This window comes from Dorea longicatena, from assembly GCF_024168045.1.
In the GTDB taxonomy this organism is placed as follows: Bacteria; Bacillota; Clostridia; order Lachnospirales; family Lachnospiraceae; genus Dorea_A.
On the sequence record NZ_CP100126.1, the window covers coordinates 2346410 to 2365389 of the forward strand.

An 18980-nucleotide genomic window follows, 5' to 3' on the forward strand; every position below is an offset into this window, starting at 1 on the left:
TCAACCTGCTTCCATTTTATATCTGAACCATTTTATTTAAAATTTTTTCATAATATTTTTCATTTGATTCTTTCTTTATCAGAGAGTCCAATATTACTCCATCTTTTAGAAAAAGTGTTCTTTTCCCATAACTTGCCATTTTAGGATCATGTGTTACCATTACTACAGTTTTATTTAATGTTTCATTAATATGAACCAATGTCTTTATCACCTGCAAAGAAGTATTTGAATCAAGATTTCCAGTTGGTTCATCAGCCAGTATCAATTCAGGATTTTCTATCATTGCTCTACAAATAGCCGTTCTTTGTTTTTCACCACCTGACAATTCATATGGATATTTATCCAATAAGTTGGATATACCAAATTCAGCAGCTATCTTTCTAACAGATTTAATACCTTCTTTTAAATCATTTTCATTCAAAATCAATGGCAGCATAATATTGTCTTTTACGGTGAGACTATTCATCAAATAATAATCTTGAAATACAAATGCAATCTCTGTTCTTCGTATCCTGGCAAGATTTTCTCCATATATTTCCTGTATGTTTTTCCCTTTATATAGCACAGTTCCTTTACTCGGTTCGTTAAGCATTCCAATGATTTTCAAAAGTGTGGTTTTTCCACATCCTGAACTTCCCATGATACTTATGAATTCCCCTTTATGAACTTGAAAGGATATTCCTTTTAAAACAGAATAAATATTTTCTTTTCCTTCTTGCGTTGTCGTATTGTAATTTTTTTCAACCCTTCTAACATCCAATACAATATTACTGCTCATTTTGAATGCTCCTTTCAATCTGTTTATAAACATTACTTGCCATACCATATACCATGAAATGGATGACTATTGTCAATACAACAACTACCAGCAAACTTTCTCCTATATAACGTATCGTCCAATATGTGTTCAAATCCTTATACAATATTTTTATCAAAACCATAATACCCGCAAACGGTATACTACTTATACATGCAATTTCTGTTGTTAGTAATATTTCCCGCTTTAAATGGCTTTTTATTTTCATCTTATCCATTCCCTGCCGGTAAAAGAACGTATACTTCCATCTCATTTTATTTTTATAGCTTGCAATATTATTGTACAAAGTAAATATAATACAAATAACCAATGTAATAATGTTAATTATCATTGCACTTACTTTTAACATATTTGCTTCTTGTTCCTCTACGATCAGTTCTTTCTTCTCATAAATCAGATTGCCATATTTATAATCGAAAAAATTCACCTGTGAATTTTTCTCTGCATATTTATATATATCATTTACTACCCGGCTATAATTCTGTGGAATATTGATTGCAACTGTTAAATCAGATCCTCTGGCCGTTTTACTGATTCTTTCATATTCTTCATCTGAAAATACAATAATCTCTTCAAAAACATTTCCTTTTATTCCGCTTTCTTCTAATTGTCTGCTTTTAAAATTACCGGTTATAATTCTATTTGTAGTACCAACAATCCTATAATCTCGTATAAATTGATTACTGGGCATAACCCGCATCGTGTACACCCAAATATCTGCATCCGAATTTCCTATATATAATCTCGGTTCTTTTTTCCCATAATCTATTCCAAGTGTTCCGTATTCCGCTTTATTTCGTTGATATACAACATATATTTCATGATTATGCAATTTCAGTTTTTCACCTGTAAGTTTCTGATATTCTGAAGCTGATATTCCTGTATGTTCTCCATAGTCACCTGATGTAACCCTTATATCCGGAATACATTTGACTTCAATTCCATATTTCTTTTCCAATTGGTTTAAAAAATCTTTATCGGTTTTATTTGCTCCCCATACCAGATCATACGGATAATTATCTTTTTGTACAATGGGCAGCGTATTAATAATTTCAAAGGAAAACGTGAATATAACAATATATATAAACACTCCTACTATATACGAGATATTAATATGCCTGTAAAAATTGCCACACCAGTCATCTATCCAGAGAATTTTCTTATAATACCCTTTTCCTCTTTCAAAACGCTTTATAAAATAAGCACCATAAAAATATAAAAAGAGTAATATTGTAATAACTGCCAACAAGGTTGGAATCGTATTACCGCTTTTACCCCAGTATGTCATAATGGATATAATCGTAATTCCAGCCATAATAATTGTCACAAAGCACATTTTAATATTTACCTTTGTTCTTTGTCTTGTCTCACTTTCATTACTGATAAGATAATCAATTCCCAGACATGAGATTGCCTGATCACAAACAATAAATCCCATTCCAAAAATCAAAAAACTGATAATTAATGTAAGTTTCAGCGGAGTCTCACCATATTGAATATGTCCCTTTATATTGGCAAAAAAATATTCTAAAATAATTTTTAAGCCCTTTGATTCATAAATTCCTAATACGATTCCTAATATCATACTGAATCCAACAATTCCCAGATATTCGAACAAAATAAATCTGTATTTATGCTTTCTTTTCATTCCGAATACAGTTAACGTTTTGTATATAACGGCCCTTTTTCTTATGTATCCGCTCAACAGTAAGATCAGCAGGATCAACAGTAAACCATATGGAATAAGAAATTCTTTTTCTACTTCCATGATCAAATATGTCATTTGAGGGATGGATCCTGTTGATATGTATGAAAGACAGCCACCCACTGCTGTCGAAAAATATATTAATGAAATAATCCAGCTACATCCTAAAACTGTTCGAATATAATCATTCTTATTTTCTCTTAATATATCTCGAAACAACCTGTTCATACTTCTTCCCCCCATCCCTCTTCGAATTATAATTATAAGAATAATCTGTATACTGCAAAAAAGATAACACACATTATTTTTATTAAAAATGAAATTCCAGTCATTCCTTCTGCAATCATTGATTCTTTATTTCTTGCACGTCCCACCGCACATATAATATTCAATACTAAAAACATACAACAACATACCGCACCAACAACAATTAATGTATTAGCCGTTCCTATGCCTCCCTCCTCGTCTATTAGTCTCTGCAGATCAGAGTGCAACATAATATTAATTCTCCACATGCACAATATAATTCCCGCAATATTAAATGGAATATCAATCATTAAAATAGCATTTCCTAATTTCTTCATAATTTAATGCCTCCTTACTTTTTAACAACAGAAAGACTGTAACATCTATTTTCCTAATGTTATCTTTATACTTCTCAGCTCCTTTCCGATTCAATTGTGTATGTTACAATTACTTCTTTTGTTTTTATTATCTATTTTGAATATATATCTTTTTTCGATATATGTCAATATTTTAATTATATATTTTTACATTATATATAACAATTTAACACTCATCATTTGTACATAATTATTATCTTTCCTGCTCTTCCTCTATATACAGAAAACCTACTACCTGCACTTCTTTCGAACATATGACAAGAAAAAAGAAGATGTCTAGCAATCTGCCTTACACCTTCTTCTTTCATTGTAATTTTATATTTTATTTATTATAAAAATCTTATTCCCTATTCATTCCTGATCGCGGCAAGTGGACTCAGCTTCATTGCCCGTTTCGCCGGGAAATATCCCGCCAGCACTCCGACCAGCACTGCAAATACCATGGACATCAGCACAAGCCACCACGGAATATAAGATATCGTGCTGTCTGTTCCCATCGACATAGCACCGCTGCTTCCAACAATTATATTAATGGCTACTGACATTACGAAGCTTAGAATATTTCCGGCAATTCCTCCGAGAAGACCTATAAACGCTGCTTCCAGCAGGAACATTTCCCGGATATTCCTAAGACTGCATCCAAGTACCTTCATCACACCGATTTCCTTTGTCCGTTCATAAATGGACATCATCATCGTATTTGCAATTCCGATTGCAGCTACCAGTAATGACACCGCACCAATACCTCCGAGCACCGCCTGTACAATCGCGAACTGACTCTTCATACTGTCCAGATATTCCGCATTAGTCTCAACATTATATCCCATATTACGGATTACATCAGCGACCTCATTCACGTGATCTATATCGTCTGCTTTCACTTTTAATGACGTATAATAGAAGCCTTTTAATGCCTTTCCAGCTTTGGTCTTCGGCTGTCCCGGAATGACTTTGCCTGCATATTCTTTCCGCAATAACTGCTTTAAAGTCTCCAGGTCACAAAATACACTGTCATAATTATTGGAATAGTCATCCAGGCCGCCATTTATCACACCGCTTGCCCTTACTACATATTTTTGGACAGGTTTTGTCTGCCCGGTTCCGGAATCTGACTGGCTCCCTGCCCCTGCTGTTCTGTCTGCACTGTCTCCAAAGGCTGCGCTGCTGTCACTATTGTAATTCTCTGTATCCGTGATCATGAAAAGAGAATCTTTCATCAGATTGATATTCGGGACTTTCCCGGTATCATAATATCCGTTGCCGCTTCCTGTTTCATAAAAATCAGTGATCACGCCATTTCCGAATATCAGCTCCAGATGTCCTGTTCCGGTCTTTGGGAGCGTTCCATCTCCAAGATCCATATTTAGGGATTTCAGGCCTTCCGGTGTCATTCCTTGCAACTGGACATACGCCATATAGGAGCCTTTCAGCAGGATCACCGAAGTCTCATAGATTGGTGCAGCTAATTTCACATGATCCATTTTACTGATCTTTTCAACCAACTGGTCATCTATCCTTTTTTCTGTCTCCTGTCCTGATCCCATACTTTCTGTCGTCATACCGTCACTGTTGTCCGATCCGGTCACAGTGATACTGGTCAGACCTCCCGACTGTTCCACTTCCTTATAAAGGGACTGCTGCATACCAAGTCCGAGTGAGATCATCACTACAATCGAAGCTGTACCGATCAACACACCAAGGACCGTCAGAAATGTACGGAGTTTCCTTCTCCGCAGACTATTGATGCTCATCCTCAGAAGATCGTTCCAGTTCATCCAATAACTCCTCCTCTTCAATCTCTGCCAGCTGTTTCTTTTTGCGCTTCTTAAGTATTACGACTGCTGCCACCACTGCAATGACCACTGCTGCGATTACAACCGGAATTACAGGAAAACTTTTCTGTGTCTCCTCCGGCATATCGGAAGCTGCCGCCTCATCATCATCCACTTTTTCTGTCACTTCCAGATTCAGATCTTTCGTGGTTGTTGAAATGTTTCCCGATTCATCTTCATAACTAAGTGTCATCGTTACCTTCGCCGGACCATCCGATATTTTCTTTCCTTCCAGCATGGCATCAATCGAACCGGTTGCACCGGATTCTATATTTCCAATAAATACTTCCGACTTTTTGATATTCTTTCCTTCAAATGTAGCTTTTACATTATAGAGCTTGATCCGTCCCAGATTATAAAGACTACACATCACATTTGCTTCTTCACCGACAGCAACGCTCTGCGGACTGATCTCAAAATCGCTGATTTCAAATCTTGCATCCTGCTTCACCGGAATAGAGATACTTGACGATCCTTCTACCTGCGTAGCATTCGGATCTTCATATTTCATGGAAAGTTCCATATTGTATGGCTTCTGAAGAAGATCTGATTTTGCATTCAGTTCGATACTAATATCGGCTGTTCCATTCGGAGCAATGCTGTCCAGATAGATGGAGCTTGCACCGGATGATGGAAGGAATGCCGGTGATGTCGTCTGTTCATCGCTGACTTCTGTCGGTGCTGAAAGATCGAACAGCATATTGCTGACTTTCATCCTGGATGTATTTTTCAGATGGATCGTTAACTTGAAATTACTGCCCGCACGGACTTCTGCCGGATCGGTTGTAAATCCGGTTACGATCACACGCGGAACAGAACCATTTCCCGAAGCTGCACCTCCATCCGTACTTCCACCGGCTCCTCCGCTGTAAGCTGCTTCTCCGTTACTGTAACCGCCGGCATCCGGTATCTGGTAAGATGTGTCAGAACCACTGCCTGCTCCATTGCCTTTTCCTGTATCCTTGCCGTCATCTGTATCTTTGTTGTCTTTATTATCCTGTGTGTCTTTCTGTACCGGCTTTGCTGTGGTATTCACATAGAACTGCTTTTCTGCTTCTTCCTGTCCGTCTGCCGTAACCTTGAACTTTAAAGTATAGCGTGAAGTCTGAACATCTTCTCTCTGAGTAAAATCAAACGCCACATCTTTTGATTTTCCGTTTTCCAGGGTTCCAATGTTCTGCTGGTAACTCTGCATCTCTGTTTTGAATGGCCATACATCATTGTCATCTCCAAGATCCGGTGTTACCGTTACATTATTCATCGGATTCCCCGAATGATTCGTTACAGTAAATGTCCATGTCTTCTTTTCTCCCGCTTTATACGTCAGCACCTTATTGTCTTTTGACTCGATCGTAATTCCTGTTGCAGCCTGTACCATCTGCGGATGCAGCATAGTTGTCATCATGATCACTGCCAGAAAGGCAACAATGATTCTTTTCAAGCAATTATTTCCTGTCTCTTTCTGTATTCGTTTCTGCATGTCTTCCTCCCTCTTCTTTCCCTTTTTTCCATCGGTTATCTTCTATCTTAATGATCCTGCCGTCCCGGATATGAAATACCCTGTCCGCATAAGTTGCCAGATGATCATCATGTGTGACCATGACCAGTGTCTTCTTCTGCTCTCTGACCACCCGCTGCATCAGTTCCATGACTTCTTCCGATGTATGGGAATCCAAATTTCCTGTCGGCTCATCGGCAAATATAATATCCGGATCTACTACCAGTGCCCTGGCAACTCCCACTCTCTGCTGCTGTCCGCCCGACATCTGGTTCGGCAGATGCTTCTTATGCTTTCCAAGTTTTACCAGATCTAACATCTCATTGGCTTTTCGTACTCTTACATCTCTTGGAACGCCGCGGAAGCTAAGCGGCAATGCTACATTTTCCACCGCATTCAACGTTCCCATCAGATGAAATGACTGAAAGATGAATCCCACATGATCCCGCCGGAATGTCACCAATTGTTCTTCATTTAACTTTTCAATATGCTTTCCCGCAATGATGACCTCTCCCTTTGTCGGTTTTTCCAGCCCCGCCAGCATATTCAGAAGTGTTGATTTACCGGAACCGGAGGTCCCGACAATTGCGCAAAACTCTCCTTCATATATCTCAAAATCCACACCATCCAGTGCGCGTACAAACTCATCACCAACACGGTACAGCTTGTATAGATTCCTGACTTCAATTACCTTCCTCATACTCCTCCTCTCTGTCGTTTTTCAGACTTTTCAGAATATGGATTCATTTTACTATAAAAATATAAAGACTTCCTCTTATAAATTATGAAGATTTTCTTAATACCTCCGACCGTTCAGATAATATTTCTCATTTATGCCGTTTAAATTCTTGCGCCATATCAAACGTATTATATTTTATACAATTTTCGCTAAGATTTTCCGTGCATATTATTTCAGAAGTGGTATAATTGGTAGGACAATTTCACCAAAGTAAAGTGGATATCTTATGATTCACAAGATATAGGGAGGAACACATGAAGTTTGTAAGACAATTTATGATCATCCTGGCGATCTCATTCGTCGGAGAACTGTTGCACGCATTACTGCCGCTCCCGGTTCCGGCCAGCATCTACGGCCTCGTTCTTATGCTGATCGGTTTACAGACCGGTATACTTCCACTCAATGCAGTAAATGAAGCCGGAGGATTTCTGATTGAAATCATGCCAATGCTTTTTATCCCTGCCGGAGTCGGACTTATGGTTTCCTGGGGTGCTTTAAAGCCAGTCATCATTCCGATCAGTATTATTATCGTCGTTACAACCATCCTTGTTATGGCCGTAAGCGGACGTATTGCACAGTTTATCTTAAAGAAAGAGGACAAAAAACATGAGTAAATTATTACAGGATTCAGCATTTTTCTGTCTGGCAATCAGCCTGATCGGATATGAGATCGGTATCATTCTCCGACAAAAGACAAAGCTTGCGCTCTGCAATCCACTGCTGATCTCAATTGTATTTGTGATTATTATTTTGAAAGTTACCAATATTAAATATGAAGTATATGAAGATGGTTCTTCGTTACTCAGCTATCTGCTGACACCTTCTACCGTCTGCCTTGCAATTCCGCTGCATCAGCAGATGGGACTGTTGAAAAAGAATATGAAAGCTATCCTTGCCGGTATTCTCTCCGGTGTATTCACCAGTCTGGCCGGTGTATGGGTCTTCTCGATGTTATTCCATCTGGATAAGAAGATCTATGCAACCCTGCTTCCGAAGTCTATCACGACAGCGATCGGAATGGGAATCTCTGAGGAGCTTGGTGGAATCGTTACGATCACCGTTGCAGCTATCATCATTACCGGAATCATCGGAAATATGTTCGGTGATGTGATCTGCCGGCTGTGCGGGATCAGGCATCCGATTGCCACAGGTCTCGCCATCGGAACGGCTTCCCATGCCATGGGAACGGCCAAAGCTATGGAGATAGGAGAGATCGAAGGTGCTATGAGCAGCCTTTCTATCGCTGTTGCCGGACTTATGACGGTTATCGGTGCAACGATCTTCTATCAGTTATATTAATGTATTATGAATCAGATAAATGGAGGTTAACAATTATGGAAAAAACAATTATCTGTATCGGACGTGAATATGGAAGCGGCGGACATGCCATCGGAAAGATTCTTGCAAAACGTACCGGGTATGAATTCTATGATAAAGAACGTTTCATTGCAATTGCAAAAGAACGTGGATTTGAGGGGGAAGTTGAAGAATATCTGGAAGAACAGCCGATGAACAGTCTGCTGTATTCCATCGCTATGAACTACTCCAGACCTAAGAAGAAGCCATTTCCTTTTGAACTCGTAGAAGAACTGGCCGCCGAGAAGCCGTGCATCATCATTGGCCGCTGCGCCGGATACCTTACACGTGAACAGGACAATGCCTTCAGTGTATTCATTCATGCAGATATGGACAAGCGGATTGCTGCAGTCATGGCCCGTGACCACATCAATTCCCGCTTAAAAGCCAAACGTAAGATTGAAGAAATTGATGAAAAACGCAGTACTTTCCGCAAGGAATTCACCGGTGAAGAATGGGGACAGTCCAAATACTACAACCTGTCCATTGACACCACTCATCTGAGTTATCAGCAGGCTGCAGATCTGATTCTTTATTACAAAAAACTTGCAGAAGAGGCTCAGAAATAAAAGAATCTGCCTTTAGAAATCTGCCTTTATGAATCATTCTTTTTGTGATAAGATGAGAATACCGACTGAACAACAAGGGAGGATTTCTTATGATCAAGGTTATCGGTCTCAATACAAAAGTATTAAAAAAAGAACCTTTCTCCGGTTCTCATCATGGCATGCGCTTCTTCATGCGTGCAGAAAATGACATTCTGCACGTATGGGTGTATCCGGAACCATGGTGCTTCGAACAGACTTCTGATGATGTAAAGACTTTGAAAGATTTTCCATTCACCGGAGAAGGACTGGATGAATCACTGGAATGGATCTCTCAGGAATTTGAAGAGCGCAAAGATTACTGGATGCAGATGGAGAAAGATAAGATGAAAATGATACTATAAATCACTGACCGCTGCAAATATATATTTCAGATATTTCCGTTCTTCGTTTGGGTCGATCACATTGACAATACTGAGAATGTAAATATCTGAACTCCATTTTTTCTTCTCTTTCTGCAGTAATTCCATCATCTTTCTGTAAGTTCTGCTGATATCTCCGTCACTTTCCCGCGATACAGCCACAAGATATTCCCCCGGCTTCATCTCTGTATATACTTTCTGCTTTTTATCCGCAAAACTAAACACATTTTTATACGAATATATTCCCTTCATAAATGCTTCTTTCCCAATTGCGGATCCCATTGGAAATGCCTGGACATCCGGAATCTCACAACATTTCAGATGTCTGCGTATATCTTCTGCTATCTCCCCGGACGAAGTCGCCGGTGACGACCGGACTTCTGTCAGCATCAGATATAAAGAATGTTCCACTTTTCTGATCACCGGTTTCCCTACATCTGCAATCCGGATCTGATCCAGAATCTTCCTCGTTCCGGCAATCGTGTGGATCTTCCGGTCCAGTTCTCTTCTCATCATGAGCAGTCTGTCATACTGCTGATCCACAAAAGCGTCAAATCTTACCTCTTCCCCGCCCAACAGGTATTCTTTAATATCACCCACCGAACAGTCCAGTTCACGAAATGTTTTTATAAAATAATAGGAACTGATCTGTGCATAACTATAATAATGATATCCGTTGACCGGATTCTTCTTCGGCACCAGAATTCCCTGGCGCTCATAATAGCGGAGTGTATCTCTGGTGGTCTGGCACATCTTTGCAAATTCACCTGCAGTGATGCAGTATTCGTCTTTTTTCTGCATATCTTTCACTCTCTTTCTTGACATGGGTGTTACCCCCGGTTTTATTCTAGCACAGGATTTTGCAGTATGACACTGTATTTTTCCAATTCTTTTGAACACACAATTTTTTATATTATATGGAGGTTTCTCATGAATACTTTTAAGAAAATATACTGTCGCATTTTTCAGACTTGTTTTAGAATTGCTCTTCCGTTTCTTCCTTACCGGGAACCGGAATTAATCGATGGATTCAAAAATGTCCCTGCCGTACTAAAAAAACATCACATTTCCCACATCCTGCTCGTCACAGATCCGGGTGTCTACAAACTTGGACTTACAAAACCTTTGGAAAAACAGCTTTCAAAATCTCAGATTTCATGTACAATATATAAAGATACAGTTGCAAATCCAACTTCTGCCAACGTAGAAGATGCGAAGGATCTTTATCTTGACCATAAATGTCAGGCACTTCTTGCATTCGGCGGCGGTTCTTCCATGGACTGTGCAAAAGCAGTCGGTGCAAGACTTGCCCGCCCGCATAAGTCTCTTTCTAAGATGGAAGGCATCTTAAAGATCTGGCACAGACTTCCGCTCCTGATCGCAGTTCCGACAACTGCCGGAACCGGAAGTGAGACCACTCTTGCAGCTGTGATCACTGATGCCGATACGCATCACAAATATGCAATCAACGATTTTAATCTGATTCCAGACTATGCGGTACTGGAGCCATCCGTCACTTACGGACTTCCGCCACAGCTTACGGCAACTACCGGTATGGACGCACTGACCCATGCCATTGAAGCTTATATCGGACGCTCTACTACCAGACAGACACGCAGCGCAGCTGTCGAAGCCATCCAACTGATCTTCGACAATCTGCAAAACGCTTATAATAATGGAAATGACAAAACTGCAAGACATCATATGCTCCGTGCCTCTTATCTTGCCGGAACTGCCTTTACCAAAAGTTATGTCGGATATGTGCACGCCGTAGCCCACAGTCTCGGTGGATGTTACGGAATTCCTCATGGACTTGCCAATTCTGTACTTCTTCCGGTCATACTGGAAGCGTATGGAACTGCCGCACACAAAAAGCTGGCCAGACTTGCGCGTCTTACCGGCATCTCTGATTCGGACCTTGACGCAGTTGCTGCCGGAGAATTCATCCGGCATATCCGAAACATGAATCTTTCCATGAATATCCCCGAGACACTGGATGGTATCCGCAATGAGGATATTCCGAAACTGGCCCGTTATGCAGATAAAGAAGCGAACCCTCTCTATCCGGTACCTGTTTTATGGGGACCTTCAAAACTGGAACAGATGTATCATCTTGTACAGGAGGTAAATGAAAATGACAGAAGCAGAAATTCAGAACATCCTGGAAAAGCAGCATAAATTTTTCCAGACAGGCCAGACTCTGCCTGTAGCTTATCGAATAGAGCAACTTCAGAAATTAAAAGATTCTATCATCCGCCATGAACCGGATCTGAATCTTGCCTTAAAAGCCGACCTTGGAAAAAGTGAGACGGAAAGTTATATGTGTGAGATAGGACTCACACTTTCAGAACTTAGTTGGATGCTGAAGCACATAAAAAAACTGACAAAAGAAACGGTCGTTCCGACACCGCTGGCACAGTTTGCAGCCAAAAGCTTCCGCTCTCCTTCCCCATACGGAAATGTTCTCATTATGAGTCCATGGAATTATCCGGTCCTGCTGACACTGGAACCACTGATTGATGCACTGGCCGCCGGTAATACCGCTGTTGTTAAGCCAAGTGCTTATGCACCATCTACCAGCCGTGTGATGCAGGAGATCATCGAAGAATGCTTTGCAGATGAATATGTCGCTGTTGTGACCGGCGGACGTGCCGAGAACCAGGCGCTTTTAAACCAGCGTTTTGATAAGATCTTCTTCACCGGCGGAAAGACGGTCGGACGTGAAGTCTTAAGACATGCAGCCGAATATTTAACACCGGTAACTTTGGAACTTGGCGGTAAAAGTCCATGTATTGTAGACTCTACGGCCAAAATTCCTCTTGCCGCAAGACGTATTGTCTTTGGTAAATACTTAAACTGCGGACAGACCTGTGTCGCACCGGATTATATTCTCTGTGATAAAGCGATCCGTGACCAGTTGACCGATGCGATCAAATCCGAGATCCGCCGTCAGTTCAGTAAACATCCATTGGAGAATCCTAATTACGGTAAGATTATCAACCGGAAACATTTCCAGCGTCTGCAGGGGCTGATTGATTCTTCCAAAGTAGTGATCGGCGGACAATCGGATGCCAAGATTTTACGCATTGCACCTACTGTGATGAAGAATGTTACATGGGAGGATGCTGTCATGGGCGAGGAAATCTTCGGACCAATCCTTCCGATCCTGACTTACGAATCACTGGATGATGCCATTCAGACCGTGGAATCACATCCGCATCCGCTGGCACTGTATTTTTTCAGTGAAGATAAAGCTGCACAGAAGAAAGTCCTTGACCGCTGTCACTTCGGTGGTGGTTGTATCAACGATACCATCATTCATCTTGCTACCAGTGCCATGCCGTTCGGCGGTGTCGGCGAAAGCGGAATGGGTGGATATCATGGGAAAGCCGGATTCGATGAGTTTACACATTACAGGAGTATTGTGGATAAAAAGACCTGGATGGATCTTCCGGTGCGGTATCAAAGGTATAATAAGTTTAAGAGGAAGATGTTGCGGATGTTTTTAAAATAATTTGGGATTTAATTCAGAAAGGCACGACGACCCGGACCTGCATAAAAAGTAGGAAGCCGTTCCTGTTCAGGTTCCGTCGGCGGGAAATACTAAAGCGTCAAAATTATGCTAAAAACGGGCTTCCGAAATTTGCAACTCGCCATTTGGCTCAAACAGGCAAATTTCGAAAACCCAACGCATAATTTTGACGCTTAACTATTTCCAACACCTTCTTCACATTCACTGGAACGGCTTTCTACTTTTTATTCCGTGGGTGTCGAATGCCTTACGAATGAAATGGCAAATGCGTAACCGTAGTGGCTTCCGCTGGGTTACACTTCCGGGCATTTTATTTATTAACATTCGCTGCCAGTCACGACTTGAAGGAAACAATAGATAAGGATTATTGTGAATGTGAAATGCCATTAGAAATAGTTAGAGAGTCAGAAGCACCGTTAAAGGAACGAAGCGAACGTGTTTGAGGCGAACGCCGAGTTTGAGCGTAGTTCCTTTGCTTTTAGGTGATTCTGACTCTCTTAGTGTTTCTTATGGTATGGAACCTGAACAAGAAGCCTTATCTATTGTTTCCTTCAAGGACTGAGAGGCCGCTTCCCCGGTAATAAATTAAATCCCAATCTTCTTCAAAATATCCACCGTATGTGATCCTGCCCCCACAAGTTCCGGGCGTTCACATACCGAAAGATGATATCGGATAAATGTCTCAAATGTCTCATCATCCATTGCATTGAGTACCGGGCGCATATAATCCGAAGGTCCGTCTGCTGAGATTACTTTAATCCGTTCCAGTCCGGCGGCCTTATTATATGCATCCATATCTTCCAGACGTACATAATCATAGAGGTCTTCCGGTTTTGGCTGTACACGGAAGTTTTCATCAATCTTCCCACTTTCTATACATTCTAAAATATGATTCTGTTTGAATCCATAGGTCAGGACACTGTATTCATTCATACAGTAAGCAACCATGATTACACCGTCATCTTTTAGTACACGTTTTGCTTCGGTCAGTGCCTTGACTTTGTCTTCCATGGAATACAGATGGTACATAGGGCCAAATACCAGGATCAAGTCGAATTCTTTATCCGAAAAGCGAGATAGTTTCATAGCATTACCCTGATAAGCTTTTACGGAACTGTTCTTCTTTTTTAAAATGCCAAGATTATATTTAACCAGTTCAACAGCGGTAACATCGTAACCTTCTTCCGCAAGGGCGACACTGTAACGGCCGGTTCCTGCACCTACATCCAGAATTTTTACAGATTTATCTTTTGGAAGATATTCGTGTATATATTTCATAGAAGTTGTAAATTCGACTTGTCCATGCCGGCTTCCAAGACGTTTTTCTTCGTTAAATTTATTATAATATTTCTCAAGTTCAGTCATCATAGTGAAGAATTCTCCTTATATCAAAAAAATATCTGCTCATACCTTATCCACTTTAACATAAAGTCCGGGATTATGGGCATAAAATATTTACAGAATTGAGAAAATATCATTCATTCTGTATAATAAGATAACAATAAGATCCTGTGAATGACAAAGAAGAGGAAAATGATTATGGATAATACAGAAACTGCGAATATAAGGCTATTACAGAATGCAAAAGAAATTATGGATTTTGATGCTTCGGAACTGGATGTATATGCAAGGCTCACAGAAGCACAGCTTTTGAACAAAGACCATCCGGAGAAAGGACTGTTTATTGCGGAAAGTCCGAAAGTGATTATCCGGGCATTGGATGGAGGATATGAGCCGGTGTCTGTTCTGGTAGAAAAAAAGCAGGCTTTGGAAGATGCGGAAACAATAGCCGTACTTGAACGGTGTGCCAATGTACCGATATATACGGCAGAATTTGCTGTACTGACGAAGCTTACCGGATTTAAACTGACCAGAGGAATGTTATGTGTAATGAAAAGGCGGAATCTGCCGGGGCTACGGGAAATCTGTGCCGGCTGTGACAGAATAGCAGTACTTGAAAATGTAATGAATCCCACGAATGTAGGCGCTATCTTCCGTTCAGCAGCGGCACTTCACATGGATGCAGTGATTTTGACAGGTGGATGCAGTAATCCGCTTTACCGAAGAGCAAGCCGGGTCAGTATGGGGACAGTGTTCCAAATTCCGTGGACATTTGTGGATAGATCTGTAAGCTGGCCAAAAGAAGGAATGCATATATTACGTGAACTGGGATTTAAGACGGCGGCGATGGCATTGAAAGAAAATTCCGTAAGTATCGCTGATCCAAAACTCGCAAAAGAAGAGAAGCTGGCAGTGATATTGGGAACGGAAGGAGACGGACTGCTGGCGGAAACCATTGCCGCCTGCGATTATACGGTAATGATTCCGATGTCACACGGTGTGGATTCGCTGAATGTCGCAGCTGCCAGTGCGGTTGCATTCTGGCAGTTAGGAATGAAGAATTGCTAATAAAAAGAATGTAAAATCAGCAAACTTGTGTTATGATAAAAAGCAAAAAGACAAACAGGTATAGGAGGAATCATAGAATGTATATTACATGTCTGGATGTTGAAGGAGTATTAGTACCGGAAATATGGATCGCATTTGCCGAGGAAAGTGGAATCCCTGAACTAAAAAGAACGACAAGGGATGAACCGGATTACAATAAACTGATGAGATGGAGACTGGATATTTTAAAAGAACATGGACTTGGAATCAAGGAAATCCAGGAAACGATTGCTAAGATCGACCCACTCCCGGGAGCAAAAGAATTCTTAGATGAACTGCGCTCTTTCAGTCAGGTAATTCTGATCAGTGATACTTTTACAGAATTTGCACAGCCATTGATGGAAAAGCTCGGAAGACCGACATTGTTCTGCAACAGTCTTGAGATCGCAGAAAATGGCGAGATCACAGATTTTAAGATGCGTGTGGAAAACTCAAAACTCAGCACCGTGAAAGCACTACAGTCTATTGGATTTGAAACAATTGCAAGTGGCGATTCGTACAACGATCTGGGCATGATCCAAGCAGGAAAAGCAGGATTCCTGTTCCGCACCACTGATAAGATCAAAGAAGATCATCCGGAGATTCCGGCATACGAGACATATGCGGAATTGTTGGGAGCTATAAAATCGGTAATTGGGATTTAATTCAGGAAGGCACGACGACCCGGACCTGCATAAAAAGTAGGAAGCCGTTCCTGTTCAGGTTCCGTCGGTGGGAAATACTAAAGCGTCAAAATTATGCTAAAAACGGGCTTCCGAAATTTGCAACTCGCCATTCGGCTCAAACAGGCAAATTTCGAAAACCCAACGCATAATTTTGACGCTTAACTATTTCCAACACCTTCTTCACATTCACTGGAACGGCTTCCTACTTTTTATTCCGTGGGTGTCGAATGCCTTAAGAATGAAATGGCAAGTGCGTAATCGTAGTGGCCTTCACCGGGTTACACTTCCGGGCATTTTATTTATTAACATTCGCTGCCAGTCACGACTTGAAGGAAACAATAGATAAGGATTATTGTGAATGTGGAATGCCGTTAGAAACAATTAGAGAGTCAGAAGCACCGTTAAAGGAACGAAGCGAACGTGTTTGAGGCGAACGCCGAGTTTGAGCGTAGTTCCTTTGCTTTTAGGTGATTCTGACTCTCTTAGTGTTTCTTATGGTATGGAACCTGAACAAGAAGCCTTATCTATTGTTTCCTTCAAGGACTGAGAGGCCGCTTCCCCGTTAATAAATTAAATTCCCAATTCAATTCCTTGCAGTTCCTTCTGCATCTCCCGAAAGAATTCCGACGTATGCCACCCATCCATCGCCGCATGGGCAATCGTAAACGTCAGCGGAAGTGTCAGTTTCCCGTTATCTTCTGTGTATTTACCGAATGTAATGATCGGAAACAGCGGCACATGATCAGATGCTGTTGATGCCGCATATCCGGTGTAATCCAGCCATGGCACGCAGGAAATACAGTAAAAGTTCACCGGCTGTCCGGCTTTTGCCTTGATGCCTCTGACCTTCTTTGCAGCTTCTATGTCCGCTTCTATTCTCTTATAGAAAGTCGCAAAGTCATCATCGTATTCGCTCCAGCAGTCAGAAAATGTGTGATCTTCTTTGTGGAAGATCGTATAATTCGGGTGTACAACATCCCACACTCCCAGACTGCCTTTTTCATCCGTCATCATCTTCATAAATGGCAAGCGGTTCACAACATTTGACGTACACCAGATAAAGGCTGCATAGAAATGCACCCCCAAGCGGTCACATTCTGCTCTTAATCTTGTTACATCCAGGCGTGCTGTCATACTGTAGTTTACTTTTAATTTTTCGGTATAATACTTGTAGTGATCCTGGCGCGACCAGGTTGACTGATCGATTTTTCTATATGGTGGAAGACTCATAATGTCACCTCTTATTTCTTATTTCACCCCAGAAAGATTCCCCATCCCCCCGGTAGATACTTCCAAGAGCTTCCGCGATCGTCGCCGCCATATCTGCAAACCCTTTTCTGGTATGCAGGTTTACTCCCGCTTTGATCTCTTTTCCATATATGAGGCAAGGCACATATTCCCTCGTATGATCTGTTCCGGTATATCCGGGATCACAGCCATGGTCTGCCGTGATCATCAGCATATCATCATCCCGCATATTCGTAAGGAACTCTCCCAGCTGTTCATCAAATTGCGTCAATGCTCCTGCATATCCTTCGATATCACGCCGGTGTCCATAGATCATATCCCCATCTACTAAGTTCACATAGCAAAGTCCGTCGAACTCTTTTTTCTGTATCTCGATCGTCTTTTCCATATTTTTTTCATTTCCCTGATTCGGGTAGGTCTCCGTCACTCCCTGCCCTTCAAAGATATCATAGATCTTTCCGACACCGATCACATCTTTTCCTTCTGTTTTTAATGCATCCAACACCGTCTGTCTCGGCGGTGCAAGTGAAAAGTCATGCCGTCTGATCGTTCGTTCGTAATTTGGCCATGTTCCGATGAATGGTCTTGCAATCACTCTTCCGACTCCGAGATCTCCCGTCAGCATCTCTCTGGCGATCTTGCAGTATTCATACAACTGCTCTACCGGAATTACATCCTCGTGCGCTGCGATCTGGCATACACTGTCCGCAGATGTATATACGATCAGTGCTCCTGTCTCTTCCTGCTCCCGGCCATAATCATGAATGACCTGTGTGCCTGAATACGGCAGATTACATAGAATCTTTCTTCCCGTCCTTTTTGAAAATTCCTCTATGAATGCTTTTGGGAATCCATTTGGAAATTTTGGAAGTGGATCCGGTGTTACGATTCCCGCCATTTCCCAGTGTCCGGTCGTCGTATCCTTTCCACAGGATAATTCCTGCATTCTTGCAAAACTTCCGGTCGGATTCTCTGTGCTTTTTGCATATTCCATACCATCGATCTGGTAGATTCCGATCTTTTCCATATTCGGAATATGAAGTTTCCCGCTGTCATAGCAACTCTTCCATGTATTACTTCCGATATCACCAAATTTATCCGCATCCGGTGCTTCACCGATGCCTGCACTGTCCAATACGATCCAAAAAATACGTTTCATAGAATCAGTCCTTTCGGTCTTTTTCTTTTATTATAAGTCTATATAAGAAGACTGTGCAAGATACATGAATCCATAATTTGTTATTCTCACTAATAAAATCGCGCCTTTAAATTATCCATTAGTAAGTAAATATATATTGTATTTTTCGTTGTTAATTGTTATAATCATATCACGGGTGCTACCAAAACGGTAGGCGGTTAGTCCTTCTGCAGAGGGACTGTGCCCCTCTGATTACATAGAAACCTGAAAAGGAATTCACTGGAAAGGAGGGCTAAGCCAATGAGTATTATGGATTTTTTAGCTATCATCAGTTTCGGCTTATCATGCTTCAGCATCGGATACACTATTGGTAAGGATAATCATAAGACACAAAAATAGCCGCCCACAGTCT

18 protein-coding genes are annotated in these 18980 nt (G+C 41.3%); 8 read left to right on the forward strand and 10 right to left on the reverse strand.

The genetic code is table 11. The features are described 5' to 3' along the window. Positions 1-16: 16 nt before the first annotated feature. The 6 genes from NKF87_RS11170 to NKF87_RS11195 form a co-directional block, all read right to left on the reverse strand. Positions 17-778, reverse strand: a complete 762-nt coding sequence (locus NKF87_RS11170) for an ABC transporter ATP-binding protein (RefSeq protein WP_055283674.1) — start codon at positions 776-778, stop codon at positions 17-19. Continuing rightward, positions 768-2750 carry a hypothetical protein gene (locus tag NKF87_RS11175; RefSeq protein ID WP_253583569.1) on the reverse strand — a complete coding sequence of 661 codons (1983 nt, stop codon included), beginning with the start codon at positions 2748-2750 and terminating at the stop codon, positions 768-770. The genes NKF87_RS11170 and NKF87_RS11175 overlap by 11 nt, the downstream gene beginning before the upstream one ends. Positions 2751-2782: 32 nt before the next feature. Beyond that, on the reverse strand, positions 2783-3106 hold the full coding sequence (locus NKF87_RS11180; protein ID WP_117597718.1) for a hypothetical protein: 324 nt from the start codon (positions 3104-3106) through the stop codon (positions 2783-2785). 386 nt (positions 3107-3492) lie between these two features. Then, positions 3493-4920, reverse strand: coding sequence for an ABC transporter permease (locus NKF87_RS11185; protein ID WP_117597719.1), 1428 nt, complete (start codon positions 4918-4920; stop codon positions 3493-3495). Next, on the reverse strand, positions 4883-6457 hold the full coding sequence (locus tag NKF87_RS11190; RefSeq protein WP_117597720.1) for a COG1361 S-layer family protein: 1575 nt from the start codon (positions 6455-6457) through the stop codon (positions 4883-4885). Before NKF87_RS11190 ends, NKF87_RS11185 begins: the two co-directional genes overlap by 38 nt. Further along, the gene (locus tag NKF87_RS11195; RefSeq protein WP_006426151.1) at positions 6423-7175 is read right to left on the reverse strand and encodes an ABC transporter ATP-binding protein; all 753 of its coding nucleotides are present in this window, start codon (positions 7173-7175) and stop codon (positions 6423-6425) included. The genes NKF87_RS11190 and NKF87_RS11195 overlap by 35 nt, the downstream gene beginning before the upstream one ends. Before the next feature lie 293 nt (positions 7176-7468). On the opposite strand from NKF87_RS11195, the gene NKF87_RS11200 reads away from it, so the two are divergent. The 4 genes from NKF87_RS11200 to NKF87_RS11215 all read left to right on the forward strand — a co-directional run bounded on the left by NKF87_RS11200 (position 7469) and on the right by NKF87_RS11215 (position 9519). Continuing rightward, on the forward strand, positions 7469-7828 hold the full coding sequence (locus NKF87_RS11200; protein WP_006426152.1) for a CidA/LrgA family protein: 360 nt from the start codon (positions 7469-7471) through the stop codon (positions 7826-7828). After that, positions 7821-8513, forward strand: coding sequence for an LrgB family protein (locus NKF87_RS11205; RefSeq protein WP_173791853.1), 693 nt, complete (start codon positions 7821-7823; stop codon positions 8511-8513). The genes NKF87_RS11200 and NKF87_RS11205 overlap by 8 nt, the downstream gene beginning before the upstream one ends. Positions 8514-8548: 35 nt before the next feature. Next, a complete protein-coding gene (locus NKF87_RS11210; RefSeq protein ID WP_055283662.1) occupies positions 8549-9139 on the forward strand; it encodes an AAA family ATPase in 591 nt (196 codons plus the stop codon). An 89-nt stretch (positions 9140-9228) separates the two neighbouring features. After that, positions 9229-9519, forward strand: coding sequence for a hypothetical protein (locus tag NKF87_RS11215; protein ID WP_028088492.1), 291 nt, complete (start codon positions 9229-9231; stop codon positions 9517-9519). Here the strand turns inward: NKF87_RS11215 and NKF87_RS11220 are convergent. Next, a complete protein-coding gene (locus NKF87_RS11220) occupies positions 9514-10362 on the reverse strand; it encodes a MerR family transcriptional regulator (RefSeq protein WP_253583571.1) in 849 nt (282 codons plus the stop codon). The genes NKF87_RS11215 and NKF87_RS11220 overlap by 6 nt on opposite strands. A gap of 105 nt (positions 10363-10467) precedes the next feature. On the opposite strand from NKF87_RS11220, the gene NKF87_RS11225 reads away from it, so the two are divergent. Next, positions 10468-11715: an iron-containing alcohol dehydrogenase gene (locus NKF87_RS11225; RefSeq protein WP_253583573.1), complete on the forward strand. Its 1248-nt coding sequence runs from the start codon at positions 10468-10470 to the stop codon at positions 11713-11715. Beyond that, positions 11672-13051, forward strand: a complete 1380-nt coding sequence (locus NKF87_RS11230) for an aldehyde dehydrogenase (protein WP_253583575.1) — start codon at positions 11672-11674, stop codon at positions 13049-13051. Before NKF87_RS11225 ends, NKF87_RS11230 begins: the two co-directional genes overlap by 44 nt. Positions 13052-13654: 603 nt before the next feature. On the opposite strand, the gene NKF87_RS11235 is transcribed toward NKF87_RS11230, so the two are convergent. Beyond that, on the reverse strand, positions 13655-14437 hold the full coding sequence (locus tag NKF87_RS11235) for a class I SAM-dependent methyltransferase (protein WP_253583577.1): 783 nt from the start codon (positions 14435-14437) through the stop codon (positions 13655-13657). 165 nt (positions 14438-14602) lie between these two features. Between NKF87_RS11235 and NKF87_RS11240 the strand changes: the two genes are divergently transcribed. Both NKF87_RS11240 and thrH read left to right on the forward strand, forming a co-directional pair. Then, positions 14603-15478, forward strand: a complete 876-nt coding sequence (locus NKF87_RS11240; protein WP_138376559.1) for a TrmH family RNA methyltransferase — start codon at positions 14603-14605, stop codon at positions 15476-15478. A gap of 77 nt (positions 15479-15555) precedes the next feature. Continuing rightward, positions 15556-16161 carry a bifunctional phosphoserine phosphatase/homoserine phosphotransferase ThrH gene (gene thrH / locus NKF87_RS11245; RefSeq protein ID WP_055284951.1) on the forward strand — a complete coding sequence of 202 codons (606 nt, stop codon included), beginning with the start codon at positions 15556-15558 and terminating at the stop codon, positions 16159-16161. Positions 16162-16752: 591 nt separating this feature from the next. Here thrH and NKF87_RS11250 read toward each other — a convergent pair. Continuing rightward, complete coding sequence (locus NKF87_RS11250; RefSeq protein WP_253583579.1) at positions 16753-17412, reverse strand: chloramphenicol acetyltransferase; 660 nt, start codon at positions 17410-17412, stop codon at positions 16753-16755. 4 nt (positions 17413-17416) lie between these two features. After that, positions 17417-18589, reverse strand: a complete 1173-nt coding sequence (locus tag NKF87_RS11255) for a phosphopentomutase (protein WP_117597729.1) — start codon at positions 18587-18589, stop codon at positions 17417-17419. Between the last annotated feature and the right edge of the window lie 391 nt (positions 18590-18980).

Excerpts from the sequence above, each read along its gene's own strand:
- NKF87_RS11175 (WP_253583569.1), bottom strand. The coding sequence starts at position 2,750 with ATGAACAGGTTGTTTCGAGATATATTAAGAGAAAATAAGAATGATTAT.
- thrH (WP_055284951.1), top strand. The coding sequence starts at position 15,556 with ATGTATATTACATGTCTGGATGTTGAAGGAGTATTAGTACCGGAAATA.
- NKF87_RS11255 (WP_117597729.1), bottom strand. The coding sequence starts at position 18,589 with ATGAAACGTATTTTTTGGATCGTATTGGACAGTGCAGGCATCGGTGAA.
- NKF87_RS11215 (WP_028088492.1), top strand. The coding sequence starts at position 9,229 with ATGATCAAGGTTATCGGTCTCAATACAAAAGTATTAAAAAAAGAACCT.
- NKF87_RS11200 (WP_006426152.1), top strand. The coding sequence starts at position 7,469 with ATGAAGTTTGTAAGACAATTTATGATCATCCTGGCGATCTCATTCGTC.
- NKF87_RS11235 (WP_253583577.1), bottom strand. The coding sequence starts at position 14,437 with ATGATGACTGAACTTGAGAAATATTATAATAAATTTAACGAAGAAAAA.
- NKF87_RS11185 (WP_117597719.1), bottom strand. The coding sequence starts at position 4,920 with ATGAACTGGAACGATCTTCTGAGGATGAGCATCAATAGTCTGCGGAGA.
- NKF87_RS11250 (WP_253583579.1), bottom strand. The coding sequence starts at position 17,412 with ATGAGTCTTCCACCATATAGAAAAATCGATCAGTCAACCTGGTCGCGC.
- NKF87_RS11195 (WP_006426151.1), bottom strand. The coding sequence starts at position 7,175 with ATGAGGAAGGTAATTGAAGTCAGGAATCTATACAAGCTGTACCGTGTT.
- NKF87_RS11230 (WP_253583575.1), top strand. The coding sequence starts at position 11,672 with ATGACAGAAGCAGAAATTCAGAACATCCTGGAAAAGCAGCATAAATTT.
- NKF87_RS11205 (WP_173791853.1), top strand. The coding sequence starts at position 7,821 with ATGAGTAAATTATTACAGGATTCAGCATTTTTCTGTCTGGCAATCAGC.
- NKF87_RS11220 (WP_253583571.1), bottom strand. The coding sequence starts at position 10,362 with ATGTCAAGAAAGAGAGTGAAAGATATGCAGAAAAAAGACGAATACTGC.
- NKF87_RS11170 (WP_055283674.1), bottom strand. The coding sequence starts at position 778 with ATGAGCAGTAATATTGTATTGGATGTTAGAAGGGTTGAAAAAAATTAC.
- NKF87_RS11190 (WP_117597720.1), bottom strand. The coding sequence starts at position 6,457 with ATGCAGAAACGAATACAGAAAGAGACAGGAAATAATTGCTTGAAAAGA.
- NKF87_RS11225 (WP_253583573.1), top strand. The coding sequence starts at position 10,468 with ATGAATACTTTTAAGAAAATATACTGTCGCATTTTTCAGACTTGTTTT.
- NKF87_RS11180 (WP_117597718.1), bottom strand. The coding sequence starts at position 3,106 with ATGAAGAAATTAGGAAATGCTATTTTAATGATTGATATTCCATTTAAT.
- NKF87_RS11240 (WP_138376559.1), top strand. The coding sequence starts at position 14,603 with ATGATTATGGATAATACAGAAACTGCGAATATAAGGCTATTACAGAAT.
- NKF87_RS11210 (WP_055283662.1), top strand. The coding sequence starts at position 8,549 with ATGGAAAAAACAATTATCTGTATCGGACGTGAATATGGAAGCGGCGGA.